We start from the raw sequence: 18,315 nt of genomic DNA on the forward strand, positions 1-18,315 counted from the left end.
TCACAGCCTAGACCGGCGCGGCGTTCTCTTTGGGAGCCTTCACCACAGCCGACGCAGGGGAGCCCCGCCTCGCTGCGCTCGGACGTGCCCCCTGCCCTGACGGCTATCGCAGAAGGCTCCCGGCGTTCATCGCCGGCGCCGGTCTCACGGTGACGCCTCGCCCCAGCCGGGACGAGGCAGGTAACCGTCCACAGGAGACCCGTGTGAATCAATTCCCGCAGCTACTCGCCAGTGCCTCACCGCCGCCCGGTAGTGAATCCCTACTCAACCTCGCGGACTGGGGTTGGTTGAACTGGCTCAACTTCCTGATCGTGTGGATGCTCGTCATCGTGGTTCTCGTCGCGGCCCGGGTACTGGTTCAGCGGTTGTATCACCGCGGCAGGCTCTGTGTGGCCCGCGAGTACGGCCTGCGTGGCGGTTTCACCGAGTACGTGAACAACGATTTCCAAGCGAAGGTGACCGAGCTGGAGTGGCTGTTGTGTCAGGCATACGAGCACTTGGAGGGCCGCGGCGTCACTGTCGGAAATGACGGTGCGATCGCGCTTCACTTCCCCGTGGGGTTCTGGAAGCAGGACTTAGACGGCCGGGTGACCGTGGAGATCACCAGCAGCGCCTTCGGTGCCGAGCGGGTCACCCGGTACGGCTCCATCGACGGCGCACTCGATGACGTCCGCCGCTGGCACCGGTCTGAGATGAAGGCCGGCTGAGCATCGTGGGCCCGGCCTGCAGACTTCGGGCCGGGCCCACCGCCTCACCTTCTCTACGTCTCCCGGCTTGCTAACGAATCCGCGCGGTCGCCGCGATCCTCATTGTCAGCGCCAAGTCCTGACTCAGCCTCAGGCCGCCATCGCCGCAGAGCGGTGCGGCGACACTGTGGCCCATCGGCGTACGGACAGCCACAACGACGACCACCCGCACCGTCCAGGTGAGACGAAGCCTCGCTGCGCTCGGTCGCGCTGACGCGCGATCCCACCCGCACGGCCGAGCACGTCGCCCAGGCTGTCCATACGCCGATAGGCCTGTTCGTGCCTTGCCCCGCCAGCCGGCGGGCAAGGCGGCCAGGATGAGACGACGATGCCTGCTGCCTTCCGAGCCGCGACTTCGTCGCGCAGCCATGAAAGGCCACTACGTCGATGAGCGGCCAGCCCACCGAGGGATTCTCCACCGAGGACATCAAGAACAGTGCCAAGGCGGCTGCGGGAGACGCCGCTGAAGGCCGCAGTAAACGTCGGCCCACCGACATGACGAGGGCTGTCGAAGGGAGCCGGGCGGCCAACGAGGAGTTGCGCCGCCGGAAGGCGAACTGACCTTCGCCCCTTGCTGGGGTGGTTCGGCGGCAGAGCTGTCCGGCCACCCCAGCACAACCCCTTGCCCAGCAACCGAAGTTTCGGCGCGCCGTACTGCGCTGCGCGGTCGCGCTGGACACGGAACGGAGACCTGACGTGCACGTGGTCCAATACTCAGGCGGCATCGGCAGCTGGTGCACGGCCCAACGCGTCGCCGCACAACACGGCATCGGCGACCTGGTCCTCCTTTTCGCCGACACCCGCATCGAAGAGCCCTCGCTGTACGAATTCTTGTCCGCCTCGGCGGATCAGCTCGGCGTCCCGTTGATCAGGGGCGCCGACGGAAGGACACCGTTCGAGGTCTACTGGGACTCCCGGTTTCTCGGGAACGCACGCATCGCCCCGTGCTCAAAGATCCTCAAGCAAGTTCCGGCGCGGCGCTGGCTGGAGGCCAATTCCGATCCCGACACCACCACCCTCTACGTCGGGATCGACGCCACCGAAGCGCGCCGTGTCCCCGGGATCCGCCGCGGCTGGGCGCCATGGCAGGTTGAGTTTCCGCTCACCGAAGAGCCAGGGTTGACCAAGGACGCAATGCTCGCCGAGGCCCGCGAGCTCGGCCTGCCCCCTCCAGCCGCGTACCAGGAAGGCTTCAGCCACGCGAACCGTGGTGGCTGCTGTGTCCGTGGCGGCCAGGCACATTGGCTACGCCTGATCGAGCAGCACCCCGACCGGTACGCCGACTACGAGCACAAAGAAAAACAGTTCCGCGCCGAGTTCGGTGATGTCGCGATCCTCAAGGAACAGCGCAACCGCCTCGTGCGACCACTGCCACTGGCCGAGCTACGGCGACGAACCGACGCGGCCGCACGGGACATGCCTGCCTGACAACCCGCGGACGACCCCGATCGATATCCGGCTACCTGCCTCACATGGACTGTCGCACCGTGTGGGTTCTGGCGTGCACCGGACCTGGACAAGTCACGGCTGGTGTGCCGCGGAGAACCAGGGTGCATGCCCGTCGATCCCGCCGCCCCGGGGCCTGCGGAACTGCGCTAACGAACCAGGCCAGCACACCGGTCGGGGGTTTCACGGCCGACCAGGCGCATCCATCCGGCCGGGTGAGACAAGCCGCGCTGCGCTCGGTCGCCTCCGGCGATCCCACCCGGCCGGACGAACGCTCCCGGCCGTCCGCCCTACGGGCCCCTGCCCGGCGTGCTGAACCGCAGCTCGTCAGCTCACCAACCGCAGCCCCGGGAGGCCCCTGTGACCATGCACCACCTCACCCCCCGCGACCCGGCCAACGCCGACAGCGTCGTCGTCGGATACGACCACGTGCTCAGCACCTTCTTCGCCAAGGCCAGCCACAGCAGCAACACCGGCCCCACGCTCTGGGTGGGTCACACCAAGCCGCGCGAGATCACCAGCGCCACGAATGTCATCGCGAAGGTGAAGCGCTATGCCCACATCCCCGGCGGTCTTCTCCGGGCGCTCCAGGACGACCACGACAAGGTCGACCAGCGCACCCAGACGGAGCGGAACGCGGTGACCCACTGGTCCCGCACCGGCATCGACCACTGACCAACGGCAGGGGTGGCGCGGCCGTCCGGCTGCGCCACCCCTGCCGCCACTTACAGCTGCAAGGCCAGCCTTTCCCGATCGCAGGAGTCCTTATGAGGCACAACGATTTGATCAGGATCGCACAGAATCGTCACCGGATCATGAAGAGGCCGCAGGCGGGCGAAGTGCTCGTGCGGTTCCCCGGCCCGGCTGACGGGCCCATTTTCCCCGCGGTCGTCGACGAAACGTGGAACAACGCGGCCGTCCCGCTGTTCCGCCGCGAAATCGCGAAGCTGGTCGCCGCCCACATCAACTCGCCGGGATCAACCGCACGAGCGGCCTGGGACGGCGACACCCTCGTCGTCACCGAAACGGACAAGGTTCGCGACCCCGGCTACGTTCCCGAGCGCATCACGCCCTCCAAGAGCGGCCGGTACTGCATCCTCGGGAAAGCCTGGTCCTGGGAGCTGGTCGGAGAGTAGAAAGCCGTCCGAGCGGTGAAGTGCGCGAAGGACTGTTGTAGCCGCGCACTGCCGAACCCGCCTGGCCCGACGGTTGCCCTCGCACAGGCGATGTAGCGCTCGCCAACCCCGCCCGTGCGCTGTGTTGACCCCGGCGCCAGTGGCCTCCGTTGTGGATGACGCCAGACCAGCAGACCGGCCGGTTCCGCGCACCCCCGGACACCCTCGCGACGCGAGGTGCCCGCGGTCACGCTGCGCGGAACCGGCCCGGCCCGCTCAGGCCCGTCTGTCCACAACGGAGCCACCGGCTTACGGGGAGAACAGATGGCAACTCACCAGCGGAACACCCGAAGCAGGAGAGACGACACCGGTCGGGGCAGGTTCCGGGTGCGAATCGACTACACCACCAAGTGCGCGGCGATCCTCGACAGCGCAGACGACGACCGGGTGATCGAGGCGTACGGGCCAGGGGTGGTCCGCGCGACGGTGGAAGGGTTCATCGCCGCCGGGGGATGGGTCTTGACCCCGCCGACGGACTCGGACTCCTGGAGCGTGTGGGTCGACGGGCGTGAACATCCGGTTCATCGCCGGTAGGACAGCAGCACTGAGCCGAAATCCTCCACACTAGCGCGGGAAGCGTCTCCTGTCGCACGTCAGCCTGCGGACCCGTTGCCCTGTCCCGGAGTTGGCTTAGTCGCCGTGCCCATGCCGGCCCCGCAGCGATCAGGGGCGCGCTCAGGATGACCGGCGCCCGCGTCGTCCCCGCCACTTCGCATGCCCGCGCCGTCCGGGTGAGACGAGCCTTGCTGCGCTCGGTCGCGCTGACGCGCGATCCCACCCCGGACCGCCGAGCGCGATGCGGCGGGGCCGTGTGCGGGCCCGGTCCTTCAGGCGCCGCCCCACACGCGGGGCCGCCGATGAGCACCTGCTCTCGGTGTGCCGAGCGCAGGACCGGGAGAGACCTTCATGGAGAAAGCCGCTGTCGTCGCACAGAAAATCGCCCGCCTGGTCAAAGCTGCGCACCCGCTTAGCTACGTCACTCACGCCGTCGAGCGCATCGACGCCCAGCGAGCGATCGACGCGAGCCCGTCCGCGGTACGGGCCCAGCTCCTCGCTCACTACGGCCCGACGTCCGACTTCGTCCACCTGGACTTCATCAAAGCCGCGCTTAAAGAGCTGAGCCGGTGATCACACGTGGACAGACCACCTGACGGCGTCGCCGTCCTGCGCATCGCCCTTCCGGGGCGTTGTGCAGGACGGGCGCTGTCGCGCACCTTGGAAGGAAAGAGTCCTGATGAGCCTGTTCGACGACGTAGCCACAGGAGTCAGCTACCGAACTACTCGCGACGAGATCACCGGCCAGGCTGAACAGATCGCGACCGAGCTCCGTCTCGTCGTGCACCCTCGGGCAACGACGCCCCCGGAACACCACCGCGCCACCACACCGGTCCGGAGCGAGTCGGTCCTCAATGGACAACGCCGAGCGAAACCCACGGGGGACGACGAGGCGGATCACGACAATGGGTTCGTCTTGATCTGCCTGTACGCCGACGATCGCGACGAGGTCTTCCCGGCGTGGGTGTCCCCGCACCGGTGGAACGGGTGGGCCGTGCCGCACTTCGGCCGCGAAGCCGCCGAGCGTGTCGTGGACTGGATCAACCGGCTCCACGCCGAGGCCCCGGACAGTGTCGCGGCCGCGGTCTGGGATGGGGACGACCTTTTGCTATTCGACACCGAGTGGGAGGAGTACGGCCTCCAACGAATCACCCCGACCCCGTCCGGCCGCTACGTCATCGGCGATAGCTGGATCTGGGAAGTCGAGAGGTGCCGAGTCTGCCGAGCCACGTCCTACCCCGGCGAGGACGAGGGCTCCCGCGTGCTGCTGCACGAACCCCACTGCCCATCAGACCCGCCCTAGCAGTTGGCCAGTTCATCTCAGGCGCCCACCGTGCGCCATTCCACCTACCGGAAAGCGAGTCACCATGCACGCGAACGATCCCGGCCTGCGCCGGGCGTCGAGCACCAACGATCGACTCCAGCAACGTCGGTCGCCTCTGCGCACCTGCCGTGCGGTCGGCACGGCGATCCTGGCCCTCGGCCGCACTCTCATCCCCCTCGGCCGCGATGCCGACTCCACCGGGCACCCCGACCTCCGGGGGACTCGCTCGATCGCCGACGTCGGCGACGGCTCGGATACGCCGACGATGGTGACACGAGGAGGCGTGGACGAGCTTCCCTACACCGTTGTGGGTTTGAGCGAGTACGACGGCGGTCCGTTCTTGGTCGCCGCGGTCCTGAGGGGCGAGGTGCCTGTTGTGGACAACAGCTATGGCAGCGGCAAGTTTCAGCGGCACTCGATCTTCGTCGTGGCCACGGATCCGGACGAGGCGGAGGAACTCGCGGCGCGGGAACTCGCCGACGAGGAGGAACCCGCCGCCTGACGCCGATCGGAACGAAAGAAGCCCACCCCGGTCTCCCGGGGTGGGCTGGCCGGCCACGTCCGACCCGAAGGTCCCTCGCTAGCAACGAGGTGCCAAAAACGTGTCCGGCATTGCATGACCCCACAACCCCGGGGTGCTACCCCGGGAAGGAAACGCGTGCACAGCCTACCGCGCTCGCACGTCTCGTGGCCACAGGCATCGACGTCGGCTCCAGCGGCAGGCTCCGGGCCAACTCAGCCGAGCACACCGCGCGGCGGCGGTGCGGCGATGAACCTGCCCGGAGGGCCCAGGTGAGCACAGTTTCTCGCCTGGCAACGGATCGGGCCTCCGGGCAGAACCTCCGCCGTCCTCCGGACCACCGCTCGGTGTGCTCATGACGTCGTGTCCCTGACGCCCAGCCGAAGGAGCGCGCCTGATGGCCCAGCACCACCCGACGACACGGTTCGACCGCGAGCAGAGCCTCGACGTGACCAACACTGCCGCACGCGATCGGCCCCACGATCACGGCGACAGCACGGTACCCACATCGGACAGTCTGATCGCCGACGGCATGCGGTGGACAGCCAGTTCCGAGCAGGAGAACGATGCCGTCCACGCCCTGCTGATTCCCTGCGACCTCACCGATCCGGTGCGCAGGATCTCGCTGAAGCGCTCTGAGGACGGGACCGTGCTCGCCGCGTTGGCCGCCTATCTGGGAAGCCCGATCGACGCAGCCACCTGCTTGTCCACAGTGGACTTCCTCATCAATGATGACGGGCACTACACCGACGACCCTGACCGCTATGACAACGTGCGGGCCGCCGCGTTCCGCGCCGGCGTGTGGAAAACGGTCATCGACGGTACCCACCCGGCCAGCCCCTCGGACGTCGAACTCGCCCGTGACATGTTCGGCAGCGGACCGGCTTTCCTGCCGCTGTTCGGCCCGGTGGTCGTGGTCGGCGTCGACCCTGCCACCGGGGACTGGCGGTCGGCCCCTGAACTGGTCGTCGAGAGGATCCTCGCCGCCGACGCCAATGTCGCTCGCGTGTACACGCTCCTGCAGGGCCTGGCACTGCGCGTCGGGTAGCCCCCGGTGGTGCGTGGCGGACGCGGCCGGCTGAGCCACCGCGCCCGCCACGCGCCGTCCGGATCGAGGCGCCGCCGACGATGGCGGATCGCGACGGGCCGAGCGCGCTGATCCTTGCCGCTCACGTGGCCCGTCGCGATCCGCCCTGAGTGACGGCGCCCTCGATCCCGACGGCATCAGATCGCCACCAACGCCCGATTCGGTGGTGTGCAGGGGAAGGACATCTCATGACCGCGTACTCCGCGGAGGCGGCGCCCGTCATCACGCCAGGTCCGGCTGAGCCGCTGAGCCTGTCGACAGACCGCGGCGCGCTTGCCGAAGCACTCGTGACGACCGGGCTGGTGCCGATCGATCGGTCGTGGTCTGGCTGGGGCGGTGTGTTGCTGGAAGGCCGCGGCGATCATCTGATCGTCACCGGCGCCAACGGGGACACCACGATCCAGGTTCGCGTCCCCGATGCCGACACCATGCACGGCCGCGTCCTGCTCAACCGGGTCGAGCTGACCAAGCTGCTCACTGCACTGGTGAAAGGGCACCGCAAGAAAGATCTCGCCGGTATGCGGGTCACCATCGACGCGACCGACCCGGACAGGCCGGTCCTGGAACTGGCCGGGTACGCGGTCCCGCTGACCGCGGTACCGATGGACGGATTCCCTCCGGTGCCGCGTGAGCTCGCGACCGTGGCGCAGCTGGATCGCGACCTCTTCGCGTCCCAGGCCACTCGGGTGCTGCGCGCCGTCCGGAATGACGCCGCGCTGCCCATGCTGTCCGGGCTGCATCTGGAGGTACTCGACGGTGCGATCAACCTGGCCGGCACCGATCGCTTCCGGCTGGCGACGACCCGCGTGCCCGCCATCACCGTGCTCACCGACACGACACGTGGTGGCGCCGTCGTGCAGGGAGACCTGCTCGCGAAATTCCTCAAGCGCCTGACCGCCGACCGGATCAAGGTCGGCTGGCACGCCAGCACTGCTGCCTCTGAGTCCGGGCACCGGCAGCCTCCGATCGTGTCATTCAGCTGCGGCGACACGACCCTGATCACCACGTCGACCAGCCCTGAGTACATCGACTATCAGCACGTTCTCCCCACCGAATCGCGGGGAAACACGGTCATCGACCGGGAATGGATGCTGCGCGAAACTCAGCGAGCGGCGGCCGTGCTCACGGCGAAGAAGGAGATCCCGGGGCGAGTCGCTGTTCTGCTCGACCCGCTGGCAGTGCGGATCACACCGGTGCTGGGTGATCGCGGTGACCAGGTCAGCGCGCCGGGCCGCGTCGCCATCGTCACCGGCATCAGCGAACCGACGGAGTTCCTGTTCAACCCGGAGTACGTCGTCGACGCCCTGCAGTCGTTCGGTGAAGAGATGGTCACCCTGCACCCGACGGGAAACACGGAGCGGCCGCTGGTGCTCACCGACACCCCTCCCGAGCTCCTGGACCCCACGGCGTTCCGGCACCTGCTCATGCCCTTGCGGGACCCAGCGGCCTGAGGGCATCTCAGGCGGCACTGCCAGCCGTGGGCAGCGAGGTCGAGGGCAGCGACCGTAGCCGCCGGGTGACCGCGCAGCCACACCCCGCTGCCCGCGCCGTCCGGGTGAGACACGCCTCGCTGCGCTCGGTCGCGCTGACGCGCGATCACACCCCGGTCGGGCGAGCGCCAGGGTGTGGCTGCGCGGTCACCCGGCGGCTCGGCGGTGGGCGCCCTCGATCCCGGGGCGCCCGCCGCCACCGGCCCGGTGGCCTGGCCGACGATGAGGAAGCACCCGCCATGGCCCGCATCCATCCCGACCTGACCATCGACCACGAGCCCTGCACGACGCCCGCCTACGGGCTCATGGTCCAAGGACACATCCACGCCCGCGGCACACATCTGCGCGATCTGTTCGGCGAACCCGCGCGTTCTCTCGCCGGCGGTGCCGAACCAGGCGCGTGGACGCTGGACTCTCCGGCCGGACGAGTGCACCTCGCCGCCCGGCAGCTCCGGACCACCCTCGTGTGTGGCGACAGCTCGTCGTGCTGGCTGATCCTCGGCGCCCACGACGCAGTTCTGCCCTGGGCCTTCAAAGCCGTGACGGGCTCGACCGCGAATTTCGTGGCCGGCGCGCAACGGCACTTCTCCGAGTCCACATTGGCGACCTTCACATCCGCCTACACCGATTACCTGTTCCAGCGTGCCGACGCTGCGGCTGCGTGGGGCGACCGCCAAGACTGGAATGACCCTCGCTACCCGATGTGGCGCCACTGGCCGGCGCAGCTGCACACTGCGGCGAACGCGCTCCTGACCGTCTTGCACCACTACCAGTGGTCGCAGGCGACCGACGCCCAGCGCCGAGTCTGGGCGTCGATGGGCCGACCGGTCCCCGGCGGCTCCGCGTCCGAGCTCGAGCACTGGCGCGAGAAAAGCCGCTGGCTGTATTCACCGATCAAGACCGTCCGGTATCCGCACGGGGGTGACCCGGACCTTGCCGGAATGCTGCTGCGCCTCGCCGACAACTGCCGCGACCACCGTCCCCTGCTGATCGAACGCAACCCCAGGCTCGACGTCGAACTGTTCGACGAACACGAACAGACGCTGCGCAATCTGGCCACCACTGCGATCCCCGGACTGGACGCGCTGTCGCCGTTCACCCGATGACCACCCGGGCTCGGCGTCGACTCCCCCCGGCGCCGGGAAGCCCCGGACGACACGGATGCGCCCCCGGTCCCGGCGACCCGAGCCTGACCGGCCCGCTGGCTGCGGCCAAGCCGGCTGCGCCCGACCCGACACGGGTGATCCGGCCGCCGGATGGACACAGCTATCGCCGGCGACCGGCCGGATCACGCCGGTCGGGTGAGCGCGCCGGTCTGTCCTGCGCTGAACCGGGCCGGTCCCGCGACGGGCGCCCCGACCAGGGGCGAGCCCGCCGGGGGTCTACCCGGCCCGCAGAGCGGAGCCAGACATGGCTGTCATCCACGACGATCTCAACATCCAGGCCACACCGTGCAGAACGCCTGCGCACGGCCTGACCTCCCGCGGCGCCCTCCGCGCCAGCTATCACGGCTTGACCACCCGCTTCGGTGACCCGCACTTCGGAACCGGCGACTCGCCGGACGGAGAAGCCACGCTCTGGGCGATCGACACCCCAGGCGGACGGGCGCAGCTGCAGAACTGGCTCAGCATCGAGCAACTGCAACGGCGGCCGGACGAGGACATCCGCTGGAGCATCCAAGCCGCGACCGACCACCCCTTGCCGTGGATCTCGAAAGCGGCGACCGGATCAACGGCGCACTTCCCCGCGGCGGTCGGCGAGTTCACCCGCCACTCCAGTTCCGAAACGCTGACCGACGCCTACGTCGACTACCTCTACCAACGCAGCCAGGCGTTCGCGAACTGGGTCAACCTGCAGCGCAGGGACAGCCGCGGCTACCTCGAGAACTGGACACTGCCCCGGCATCTGCACGGATTCGCCCTCCAGGTCCTGGAAATCCTGCACGACCATCAGTGGTCCCAAGCCAGCCACGACCAGCGGCACACCTGGATCTGCACCGGAGCTCGCCAGGAACCGGCCGGCTCCGATGTCGATGGCTGGCGCCGGCAGGCGCGGTGGCGCTACGTCCCCGACCCCCATGAACCGCCCCCCGGCGGCGGAACCCTGGACCTGGCCGGGGCGCTCCGTGAACGCGCCGCGGACTGCGCCTGGGCGAAAGACCACCTCATACGCCCGGGATCCTCCGGCATCACCCGCACCCGCAAGCTGGAGCTCTACGACGAGCACGTCGCCACGCTCACTGCCCTCGCGGACGCGAAACCGGCCACCCCGACCGGGACAGGCCGGTGAGCGAGCCCGCGCTCCCGCTGGAGCTACCCCACCGCGGCATCACCGGCGACGCCCGCCCGCTCCATGTTGTGAGCTGGGGTCTTGGCGTCGAAAGCTCCGCCTATCTCGTCGAGGTTCTGTCCGATCCAGACCGTCACGGCATCGACCCGTCCACCATGATCGTGCTGCACGCCGTCGTCGGATCGGAATGGGCACAGACCTACACCGACGCCGAGCAGTTTCTGCTCCCGCTTCTCGCTGACCGCGGCGTACGAACTGTTCAGCTCGCCCGAGGCGGCCCGCGCGAGTCGGACGGCATCGTCGTTCTCGACGACACCACACGCCCGCAGCGGCTGCATCGCCGCGGCCCTTGGACGCTGGCCGAGGAATCGACACTGTCCGGAACGGTGCCGCAGCTGTCGCATCGGCGCTGTTCGCTGAAATTCAAGGCTTGGCCGCTGGATACCTGGATCTCGGCCAACCTCGGCGACCGTCCCTATGAGCACGTTATCGGTTACAGCGTCGAGGAAATGACCAGGGCGAAGCGTGACCTGGTCTACGCGACCGCGACCCGTAGCCCGTCGCATCCACTGATTCGCTGGGGCTGGACAAGGGATGCGTGCTCGGCGCGCCTGCTGGCCGAATTCGGGGTGATCTTCCAGAAGTCGGCGTGCGTATTCTGCCCGTACGCAGGCGGCCGATCACTGAACTCGACGTTGTCGCGGATGCGGGAGAGCCCCGACGAAGCGGCGACCGCACTGTTGCTGGAGGCCCCGGCGATCGCCTTGAATCCCCGGTCAAAACTGTTCGGGACGCACAGCTTGCTGGAACGGCTGATCGCCGACGGGAACACTCTCGCCGTCGACCTGTTCCATGCCCGCCTCGCCCAACAGCCATGGTCGGTCTATGAGGTCCGGCGGCTGCACTTCGCCTCACGCGACAAGGATAGCGGCCTGCCCGACCCCGCGCGCAAGGGGACATCGTGGCGCTCGGTGCGGACGCTGTACACCGGCACCGAGAACAATGCACGTGCCTGGCTGGCGGGACGCGGCTACGCCGACGACGACGGACGGCTCTGGCTGCGCCAAGACTTGCCCGACGTGTATCCACGAGCTGAGCATTTCCTTGTCGCGACAACCGCGGGGATCGCGCCGAAGGCCCGGCCGTCGTTCGAGCAACAGTGGCAGCGCATCTGCGGCGACGACGTTCTGATGGACGTGTGACCACATGTCCCCGGTAGAGCGGGCTTGAGGATGGCTCAGCGGCCCAAGGCCCACCAGAGCGCTTCGTCGGCGCCGCTGTAGAAAGCCTGTGTGCGTTCCGCGTCACCCCCGAGGTAGACGCGGCCGGTGATGAGGTGATGTTCGGCGTCGACACGGTCCGGGGCCGGCCTGCTGTGGTCATCCTGCCCGCGTGTGCTCGGGGAGAGCGTCTCGATGCCCTGGGTCCAGGCCAGCGCGTAGAGCTGGCCGCCGATGTAGCCGTCGGTGTCGTCGAGGGGTTTCAGCTCGTCGATCTGCTGTGTGATCTCGGTGGTGTCTCGTAGACGTGGAACGGGATCGGCGATGCCCAGTGCCTGAACGACGGAAAGTGGTGCTGCGCCGGTGTGCTGCACGATGTCCAGGGCGACGCATCCAGGCCACGGGTAGGGCTTACTGGCGCCGCTGAGCCAGATGTCGGGTGCGTCCGAAGAGGAACCGTTGCGCCAGAGCTGGGCGTAGAAACTGCCGATGCCGTCATCCCAGCCCCAGATGCTTCGGTCGCCCCAGCCGGCCAGGTCGATGGCGTCATGGAGCGCGTATCCGGGTCGGGCGCCGTGGTTGCGGGACGAGCGGGACACAGTCATTTCGGGAGTGTGCCCTCTCCCGTCATGTGCTCGCAGGATGAAAGCGTCGCGACGGAGCCTGGCCATGCCCCCAGACACGGTCTATGACCCAGGCCGGTCAGCGCAGGCCGACCACGCGTCGAGTCCGCCGGGAACGGCCGGGGCTCCGCACTCTGCACCAGCACCGGCGGAGCGCAATCCGCGGAACTACGCGCGGATTGCGCTCCGCTGCCGGTGCTGGTGGCGCGCGGGTGCGCCCCGCCGCCCCGGCGGGCGCACGACGCGGAAGAAGGTGATGCACGGTGGACATGGCGCCCGAGTCAGCCATGATCGCCCACGGATGGGAGCTGCACTCCACAAAGGACGGCAGCGACAAGTTCTACCGGGTCTTGGTGATCGACACCGTCACGCTTATCAACTACGGCCCGAAGAACACGACGGGGCAGTTCGTCGCGCACTGCTTCGCCGGTGTGGGCGACGCTGCTAAGACCGCGCAGGAAAAGGCCCGGATTCTGACGAACGCGAAGTCCGAGAAGGGATATCGGATCACACGGGACTTCACGGAATTCACAGTCGACCGGCCGCATGCTGCCCTACTGGCCGATCTCGGCTACGGCCCGCATCGGGCCAACAGGATTCCGGCGGAGATTCGCGAGACCATCGTCGCGCGCTTCCGACGCGCGGCCGACGAGCAGGGCACCGCCACCGTGGGAGCGTCGCTGTGAGCGGCTACGGCGTCGGCGACGACATGGTTGCCAAGCTGCGCAAGGGCTACCTGGGTTCCTCCAGCTCCACCGCCGCAGAGCCGTATGTTGATGACGATGGAAGCAGCAGGAGTGTCCCGGCCGCGCCGTCGACGGCCGAGCGAGCCGCGCGCATGCATTCCTTCGGACCACAGCGGCGACCGAACGGGAAGGTCTACCAGCCGCGCGCGGTCGCGCGGGAGTTCGAAGACATCGCGCTTCTGCGGGATGCCCGCAAGTACCGCGAACACGTCCTGTTCTCCGGTCCGCCGGGAACAGGCAAGACCGCGCTGTGCGAGGCGGCGTTCGCTCAGGACGCCACCGCCAAACACGAGGGGATGGAGTCCATCGTCGGCACTGCCGACACTACCGAGGCCGATTTCGTCGGCACGTTCGTCCAGGACTCGCGTACCGATGCGTGGACCTGGCGGCCAGGGCCCCTGCATCGCTCCGTGCTCTTCGATGTCCCGCTGCTGGTCGACGAGATCGCCCTCATCGACCCACGCGTGCTGAGTGTGCTGTATCCGCTGATGGACGGCCGGAATGTCCTGCGGATCCCGATGAACCCCGACCTCGAGCCGCTGCCGGTGGGCAAAGGCTGGTTCGTCATGGCCGCCTACAACCCCGATGTGCCCGGCGCGCGCATGTCCGAGGCGCTCAGGGATCGCTTCGAGCACCACATCGAAGTGGTGACCGACTGGGAACTGTGCACAGAGCTGGGTGTGTCACGGGAGATCGTCGAGGTCGCCAAACACCTCGACATGAAACGCCGGGCAGGGGAGCTCACCTGGTCACCGCAGATGCGGACCCTGCTGTCCTACGCCCGCACTGAGCGCCGCCGCGGCCAGGAATACGCGCTGGGGAACCTGGTAGCCAAGGCACCGCACGACGACCGCGACGAAATCCGCGGAGCGCTCACGAAGAAGTTCGGCTCACGGGTTCGCGACCTGCGTCTGGGCCGGAGGTTCGCCGCATGACACGCACGAACTCTGCGTTGGACGACGCCCGCGAGTTGCTCGTGGTGCGGCTCAACAAGGGCGTCAACCTGCTGGCAGACCGAGACGACCTGATCGTCTCGGTGCAGTGGGACGCGGGAGCGACGACCCCGCCGGCCTGGTTCACCTTCCCCAAGGCCGAGGTCAGCCTCAACGGTCCCGTCGCGCTGGCCGGAGCCGAACCGTGGGAGATCAACCCGCTCACACCTGATGGGCGCCGCCGGCATCCGGTGATTGTCGGCCTGTTGTGCCACGAGGCCGCCCATGCCCACTCCACTCACTGGGAGAGCGGGTTCGACGGAGACATCCCGGTCGTGGTCGCCCGAGCCGTCGTACTGCTGGAAGAACCGCGCATCGAGCGACGGCAGCTGCAACGCCGTCCTGGTGACCAGCTCTACCTGCGCGCGGCCAGCCAGCTACTCGTCCTGCCTGACGCGGAATCCCACACCGAGGCGGCAAGCCGGTGGCACGCCGCGCAGGCGGCCCTGCTGACCGCAGGGCGCGTCGACGCGGGAGCCCTGGACGAGACCGACGTGCGCACGGTCGTCGCCCTGTGCCAGAAAACGCTCGGGCGTAGGGACTTCACGCGATTGCGTGCCCTCTGGCGTGAGGCACTCGACCTCTCCGACGGTGATGTCGCCGGTCTCCTCGACATCGCGGCCCGCTGGGTTGAGGTCGTGGGGGTCGAGGACCCTGCTGACGTTCCCGCGCCCGTGTGCGCGATGGGCCTTGCAGAGGAACATCCCGCCGCCGGTGGTGACGGCGGGACCGGGTCGGATGCTTCTGGGGAGGACGGCGCGGAGCGACCGGCGCCGGGCTCCCCGGCTGAGGCCTTGACGCGGGCGTTCCGGGACGCGATGGACAAGTCCGGGACGCGTGGCATCGCGCAGGCCGCCGCCGAACTCGACGACGAGGGATATGGCACGACACCCGCGTCGAGCGGGGACGGGCGGGAGGAGGCGGCCGCCGAACGGGCAGCCGAGGAGGTCTTCCACGGCTACAGCTCGACCGGCGGGAGTGATCCCCGTGCCGGGACCCGGCCGCCGACGGCCGCGGAGCGTGACCTGGCGCGGCGCACCGCACGGGCGTTGCGCCGCGCGAAGTTCCGGGAGCGGGCACGGATCGTTGTCGCCTCGGCGGTTCCGCCTGGCCGTCTGTCCGGACGGGAGGCGATGCTCGGGGCGGCGCAGCGGGCGCGGAAGATGCCGGTCACCGCCCGGCCGTTCCGGCAGGTCGTCCGGCGCGAGCCGCCGGAACCGCCACTGACGGTCGGGATCGCCGTGGACATCTCCGGGTCGATGAGCTGGGCTACCTCAGCCCTGGCCAGCACGGCCTGGCTGGTCGCGCACGCGGTGGACGATGCGGGAGGAACCTCGGCCACTGTCGCGTTCGGCGAGCGGGTCACGGCGATCACCAAGCCGGGCGTGCCGCCGGTGATGGTGCAGAAGTTCGTGGCCGATGACGGGCACGAACGATTCACCGACGCGATGCGGGCCCTCGACGGAGGCCTCCGGCTCACCAGCGGCTCCGGCGCGCGGCTGGTGTTCGTCGTCAGCGACGGCCATTTCGTGGCACCGGGGGAGAAGGACAGCGCCGCAGGCATCGTTGCCCGGTTCGTCCGCTGCGGCGTGCACGTGCTGTGGCTGGACCTCCAAGCGAGCGCACGGCACACCTCCACGATCGTTCCGCCGGGTGCGATCTCCGTGCCGGTCGTCGACGTCACGGAAATTCCCCATCAGGTGGGGGCCATCGCCGTCCGCGCCCTGCGCACCGCGTAGCACGGCATCGGGGGAGCGGCTTCGGTCCGGCCGCTTTCCTGACGAGCTTCCCCGCGACGCTGCCCCCGCCTCGGCGACAGGGCGACAGCACTCTGCCCCGAAAACCGCCGGGATGCACGCCCCCAACTGCACGCGGCGTGCATCCCGGCGGTCCCCGGGGGTTCAGCGCGTGCGTCCCGCCGCCACGGGCGGGACGCACGACGTGAAAGGGAACCGTGCATGTCGATCCCCGACGAAGCCTCGAAGTTGTACAGCCTCGCGTCATCGCAGGCCATCCCGATCGAAGTCCTGACCGAAGCACAGAACTCCCTCGACACCCTCCGGGGCGAACTGCAGCTCATTCTCGGAACCAACACCCAGCGCGCCAACGAAATCTACAGCCTGATCGAGGCTGCGAAATACGCGCTCGAAGAGGCGAAGGCAGTCAATAACAGCCTGGAATCCGCGATTCACGACGCCGCCGACTACTACTCGAAATAGTCGGGCACGGTCCTGTCGGTCGATGTGGCCAAGTTCAGGCACTGCTGCAGGACCTCGTGGCGAGTTCATGCAGCAGTGCCCCGACGGACCGATCGAACAACAGGCATCCCATGTCCATTATCGCGCCGAGTTCGCCTCGCGACGCGGAGCCGGACGCCCAGCCTGATCAGTATGAAAATTGCCGTGGGAATCAGAAAGGTCAGCTATGGGACAGTTCATCATCAAGGCAGCGCCAGATCGGGACCTGTATATGGAATGGGACACGGGAGTCGACGCTCCCACTTTCATCGGTTCCCGAGCCGAGATCGTGGCCTACCTCCAGGAGGCCACCGGCCGTGGGCCGTCGGACACACCCGAAGCTCGGGTGCGCCGCGCCGATGAGACCGGCACCAGCGCGAAGCCGTCCCCGTGGGCGCCCGGCTACACCGGTCCGCTCGAGGGCGCCTGGGACGACACCGGGTTCATCGTCGAAGGCTGGAAGTGGCTTCCACGTGACCGGCTCGCGACGTTCCTCGACACCTACCTCCGGACCGAACAGATGCCGTACGCACTGCTCGACGATCCATCCGGCGACAGCTGATGCGTCCTCTGGCTAGGACGGCGTGCCCGCTCCGGCGTGCGTGAGTACCCGTGCCGCCGCATCTGGTTCTCCGCCGAGGAACGTCAAGAGTGGCGTGCTCTGACGCGGTAGGGGGATGGCTGACGGCGCGGAGTCCAGCGGGCATTGCGGGTGTGTGCAAGGGCGCCTTCGGCGCCGCTGACGCGGAAACCCTTGCACACAACCGCCGTTCCCGCTCGGCGTGCGCTCGTCAACGCACCCCACCGGCTGGAGCACCACATGCTCGACCTCATCAACGGATTCCACGGCCACCACCGGTTCCTCTCCAACTTCCACGAGCAGCCCGTCACCTGGGACGGCATCACCTACCCCAGCGGTGAGGCCGGCTACAACGCCGGCAAGACCCTCGACCCGCAGCAGCGAGCGTGGATCGCCGCCGCTCCATCCCCGGGGGAGGCCAAGCGCCGCGGCCGCCAAGTCCAGCTACGAGACGACTGGGACGACCTTCACCGGTACGCCGTCATGCAGGACGTGATCGAGGCGAAATTCACCGACCCCGCGCTGCGCACCCGGCTTCTGGAAACCGGAAACGCTCTGCTGGTCGAGCGCAATACCTGGCACGACCAGACATGGGGCTGCTGCTCCTGCCCGCGGCACCAAGCGGTCCCCGGGCGCAACCTGCTCGGCCGCTACCTGATGGACCACCGTGCGCGGCTGGCATCCGCGCCAGTAGGGGCCTGGACGCGTGTGTCTCTGACCGGGCACCGTCCCCAAGGCCTCCCGCCCGGTTCGGAGCCGTGGCTCGAGAACGAACTGCGCCGAATCGCGGCGAAGCTTGCGACCGAGCACGGAACACGGGTCGCGATCAGCGGCGCTGCCGCCGGCGCGGATCTGATCTGGGCCGAAGCCGCCCGCGACGCCGACGTGCCGGTGTGGCTGTACCAGCCCTACACCGGCCACGACGAACGCTGGAACCAGGACTGGCGCGACCGGCTGACGGCCGCGCGCCGGGAGGCGTCCCGGGTCGACACCCTGGGCACGCGGTTCAGCGTCGACGTCCTGCACGAGAGGTCGTCGTGGATGATCCGCGACTGCGACGCGATCATCGCCGTCGTCGACCCGCGACGCACCTCCGGCGGTACCTGGCAGGCGCTGAAGAAGATCCCGCCGAGCATGCCGATCATCCGCCTCGACGTCCTCCACCGCAAGACCTCCCTGCGCGCGGCGGACCCGCGCAGCTGACCGAAGGTGCCTCGCCACGAGGCTGACGCATACGGCCTGCCATGCAGGCGCCGAGCGCAGGATGGGCGCGTCACCGCGCACC

General features: G+C 68.6%; 21 protein-coding genes. 20 read left to right on the forward strand and 1 reads right to left on the reverse strand.

Going from position 1 to position 18,315, the window contains the following annotated elements; genetic code table 11:
• Positions 1 to 149 precede the first annotated feature (149 nt).
• The 14 genes from DL991_RS41030 (at position 150) to DL991_RS41090 (ending at position 11,834) form a co-directional block, all read left to right on the forward strand.
• Complete coding sequence (locus DL991_RS41030; protein ID WP_125789739.1) at positions 150 to 707, forward strand: hypothetical protein; 558 nt, start codon at positions 150 to 152, stop codon at positions 705 to 707.
• Positions 708 to 1,133: 426 nt separating this feature from the next.
• Positions 1,134 to 1,307 (forward strand): hypothetical protein, encoded by a 174-nt coding sequence (locus DL991_RS42825; RefSeq protein ID WP_158634508.1) that lies wholly within the window; start codon positions 1,134 to 1,136, stop codon positions 1,305 to 1,307.
• 135 nt (positions 1,308 to 1,442) lie between these two features.
• Entirely contained in the window at positions 1,443 to 2,174 is a 732-nt protein-coding gene (locus DL991_RS41035) for a hypothetical protein (protein WP_199754303.1), read from the forward strand.
• A gap of 378 nt (positions 2,175 to 2,552) precedes the next feature.
• Entirely contained in the window at positions 2,553 to 2,867 is a 315-nt protein-coding gene (locus tag DL991_RS41040; protein ID WP_125789740.1) for a hypothetical protein, read from the forward strand.
• 140 nt (positions 2,868 to 3,007) lie between these two features.
• Positions 3,008 to 3,328: a hypothetical protein gene (locus tag DL991_RS41045; RefSeq protein WP_125789741.1), complete on the forward strand. Its 321-nt coding sequence runs from the start codon at positions 3,008 to 3,010 to the stop codon at positions 3,326 to 3,328.
• 366 nt (positions 3,329 to 3,694) lie between these two features.
• A complete protein-coding gene (locus DL991_RS41050) occupies positions 3,695 to 3,901 on the forward strand; it encodes a hypothetical protein (protein WP_125789742.1) in 207 nt (68 codons plus the stop codon).
• A 372-nt stretch (positions 3,902 to 4,273) separates the two neighbouring features.
• Entirely contained in the window at positions 4,274 to 4,495 is a 222-nt protein-coding gene (locus DL991_RS41055; RefSeq protein ID WP_125789743.1) for a hypothetical protein, read from the forward strand.
• A 106-nt stretch (positions 4,496 to 4,601) separates the two neighbouring features.
• On the forward strand, positions 4,602 to 5,225 hold the full coding sequence (locus DL991_RS41060; protein ID WP_125789744.1) for a hypothetical protein: 624 nt from the start codon (positions 4,602 to 4,604) through the stop codon (positions 5,223 to 5,225).
• 64 nt (positions 5,226 to 5,289) lie between these two features.
• Positions 5,290 to 5,748: a hypothetical protein gene (locus DL991_RS41065; RefSeq protein WP_125789745.1), complete on the forward strand. Its 459-nt coding sequence runs from the start codon at positions 5,290 to 5,292 to the stop codon at positions 5,746 to 5,748.
• A gap of 415 nt (positions 5,749 to 6,163) precedes the next feature.
• Positions 6,164 to 6,814 carry a hypothetical protein gene (locus DL991_RS41070; protein WP_125789746.1) on the forward strand — a complete coding sequence of 217 codons (651 nt, stop codon included), beginning with the start codon at positions 6,164 to 6,166 and terminating at the stop codon, positions 6,812 to 6,814.
• Between the two features lie 227 nt (positions 6,815 to 7,041).
• Entirely contained in the window at positions 7,042 to 8,304 is a 1,263-nt protein-coding gene (locus DL991_RS41075; protein ID WP_125789747.1) for a DNA polymerase III subunit beta, read from the forward strand.
• A 278-nt stretch (positions 8,305 to 8,582) separates the two neighbouring features.
• Positions 8,583 to 9,449, forward strand: coding sequence for a hypothetical protein (locus tag DL991_RS41080; protein ID WP_125789748.1), 867 nt, complete (start codon positions 8,583 to 8,585; stop codon positions 9,447 to 9,449).
• A gap of 304 nt (positions 9,450 to 9,753) precedes the next feature.
• On the forward strand, positions 9,754 to 10,632 hold the full coding sequence (locus DL991_RS41085) for a hypothetical protein (RefSeq protein ID WP_125789749.1): 879 nt from the start codon (positions 9,754 to 9,756) through the stop codon (positions 10,630 to 10,632).
• Positions 10,629 to 11,834: a hypothetical protein gene (locus DL991_RS41090; RefSeq protein ID WP_125789750.1), complete on the forward strand. Its 1,206-nt coding sequence runs from the start codon at positions 10,629 to 10,631 to the stop codon at positions 11,832 to 11,834. Before DL991_RS41085 ends, DL991_RS41090 begins: the two co-directional genes overlap by 4 nt.
• Before the next feature lie 35 nt (positions 11,835 to 11,869).
• On the opposite strand, the gene DL991_RS41095 is transcribed toward DL991_RS41090, so the two are convergent.
• Positions 11,870 to 12,457: a hypothetical protein gene (locus DL991_RS41095; protein WP_125789751.1), complete on the reverse strand. Its 588-nt coding sequence runs from the start codon at positions 12,455 to 12,457 to the stop codon at positions 11,870 to 11,872.
• Positions 12,458 to 12,744: 287 nt separating this feature from the next.
• Here DL991_RS41095 and DL991_RS41100 point away from each other — a divergent pair, with 287 nt between their 5' ends.
• From DL991_RS41100 to DL991_RS41125, 6 genes are all read left to right on the forward strand, one after another.
• Positions 12,745 to 13,161: a WGR domain-containing protein gene (locus DL991_RS41100; protein ID WP_233599308.1), complete on the forward strand. Its 417-nt coding sequence runs from the start codon at positions 12,745 to 12,747 to the stop codon at positions 13,159 to 13,161.
• On the forward strand, positions 13,158 to 14,156 hold the full coding sequence (locus DL991_RS41105; protein ID WP_125789753.1) for a MoxR family ATPase: 999 nt from the start codon (positions 13,158 to 13,160) through the stop codon (positions 14,154 to 14,156). The genes DL991_RS41100 and DL991_RS41105 overlap by 4 nt, the downstream gene beginning before the upstream one ends.
• Complete coding sequence (locus tag DL991_RS41110; RefSeq protein ID WP_125789754.1) at positions 14,153 to 15,952, forward strand: hypothetical protein; 1,800 nt, start codon at positions 14,153 to 14,155, stop codon at positions 15,950 to 15,952. Before DL991_RS41105 ends, DL991_RS41110 begins: the two co-directional genes overlap by 4 nt.
• A gap of 219 nt (positions 15,953 to 16,171) precedes the next feature.
• A complete protein-coding gene (locus DL991_RS41115; RefSeq protein WP_125789755.1) occupies positions 16,172 to 16,432 on the forward strand; it encodes a hypothetical protein in 261 nt (86 codons plus the stop codon).
• Positions 16,433 to 16,682: 250 nt separating this feature from the next.
• Positions 16,683 to 17,012: a hypothetical protein gene (locus tag DL991_RS41120; protein ID WP_125789756.1), complete on the forward strand. Its 330-nt coding sequence runs from the start codon at positions 16,683 to 16,685 to the stop codon at positions 17,010 to 17,012.
• 258 nt (positions 17,013 to 17,270) lie between these two features.
• The gene (locus DL991_RS41125) at positions 17,271 to 18,233 is read left to right on the forward strand and encodes an NADAR family protein (RefSeq protein WP_125789757.1); all 963 of its coding nucleotides are present in this window, start codon (positions 17,271 to 17,273) and stop codon (positions 18,231 to 18,233) included.
• Positions 18,234 to 18,315: the final 82 nt, after the last annotated feature.

It is taken from the genome of Amycolatopsis sp. WAC 01375 (assembly GCF_003947325.1).
Taxonomy (GTDB): Bacteria; Actinomycetota; Actinomycetes; order Mycobacteriales; family Pseudonocardiaceae; genus Amycolatopsis.

Coding starts and splice junctions, on each gene's coding strand:
- DL991_RS41075 (WP_125789747.1), top strand. CDS start 7,042: ATGACCGCGTACTCCGCGGAGGCGGCGCCCGTCATCACGCCAGGTCCG.
- DL991_RS41045 (WP_125789741.1), top strand. CDS start 3,008: ATGAAGAGGCCGCAGGCGGGCGAAGTGCTCGTGCGGTTCCCCGGCCCG.
- DL991_RS41125 (WP_125789757.1), top strand. CDS start 17,271: ATGCTCGACCTCATCAACGGATTCCACGGCCACCACCGGTTCCTCTCC.
- DL991_RS41110 (WP_125789754.1), top strand. CDS start 14,153: ATGACACGCACGAACTCTGCGTTGGACGACGCCCGCGAGTTGCTCGTG.
- DL991_RS41055 (WP_125789743.1), top strand. CDS start 4,274: ATGGAGAAAGCCGCTGTCGTCGCACAGAAAATCGCCCGCCTGGTCAAA.
- DL991_RS41115 (WP_125789755.1), top strand. CDS start 16,172: ATGTCGATCCCCGACGAAGCCTCGAAGTTGTACAGCCTCGCGTCATCG.
- DL991_RS41100 (WP_233599308.1), top strand. CDS start 12,745: ATGGCGCCCGAGTCAGCCATGATCGCCCACGGATGGGAGCTGCACTCC.
- DL991_RS41065 (WP_125789745.1), top strand. CDS start 5,290: ATGCACGCGAACGATCCCGGCCTGCGCCGGGCGTCGAGCACCAACGAT.
- DL991_RS41085 (WP_125789749.1), top strand. CDS start 9,754: ATGGCTGTCATCCACGACGATCTCAACATCCAGGCCACACCGTGCAGA.
- DL991_RS41060 (WP_125789744.1), top strand. CDS start 4,602: ATGAGCCTGTTCGACGACGTAGCCACAGGAGTCAGCTACCGAACTACT.
- DL991_RS42825 (WP_158634508.1), top strand. CDS start 1,134: ATGAGCGGCCAGCCCACCGAGGGATTCTCCACCGAGGACATCAAGAAC.
- DL991_RS41070 (WP_125789746.1), top strand. CDS start 6,164: ATGGCCCAGCACCACCCGACGACACGGTTCGACCGCGAGCAGAGCCTC.
- DL991_RS41095 (WP_125789751.1), bottom strand. CDS start 12,457: ATGACTGTGTCCCGCTCGTCCCGCAACCACGGCGCCCGACCCGGATAC.
- DL991_RS41080 (WP_125789748.1), top strand. CDS start 8,583: ATGGCCCGCATCCATCCCGACCTGACCATCGACCACGAGCCCTGCACG.
- DL991_RS41120 (WP_125789756.1), top strand. CDS start 16,683: ATGGAATGGGACACGGGAGTCGACGCTCCCACTTTCATCGGTTCCCGA.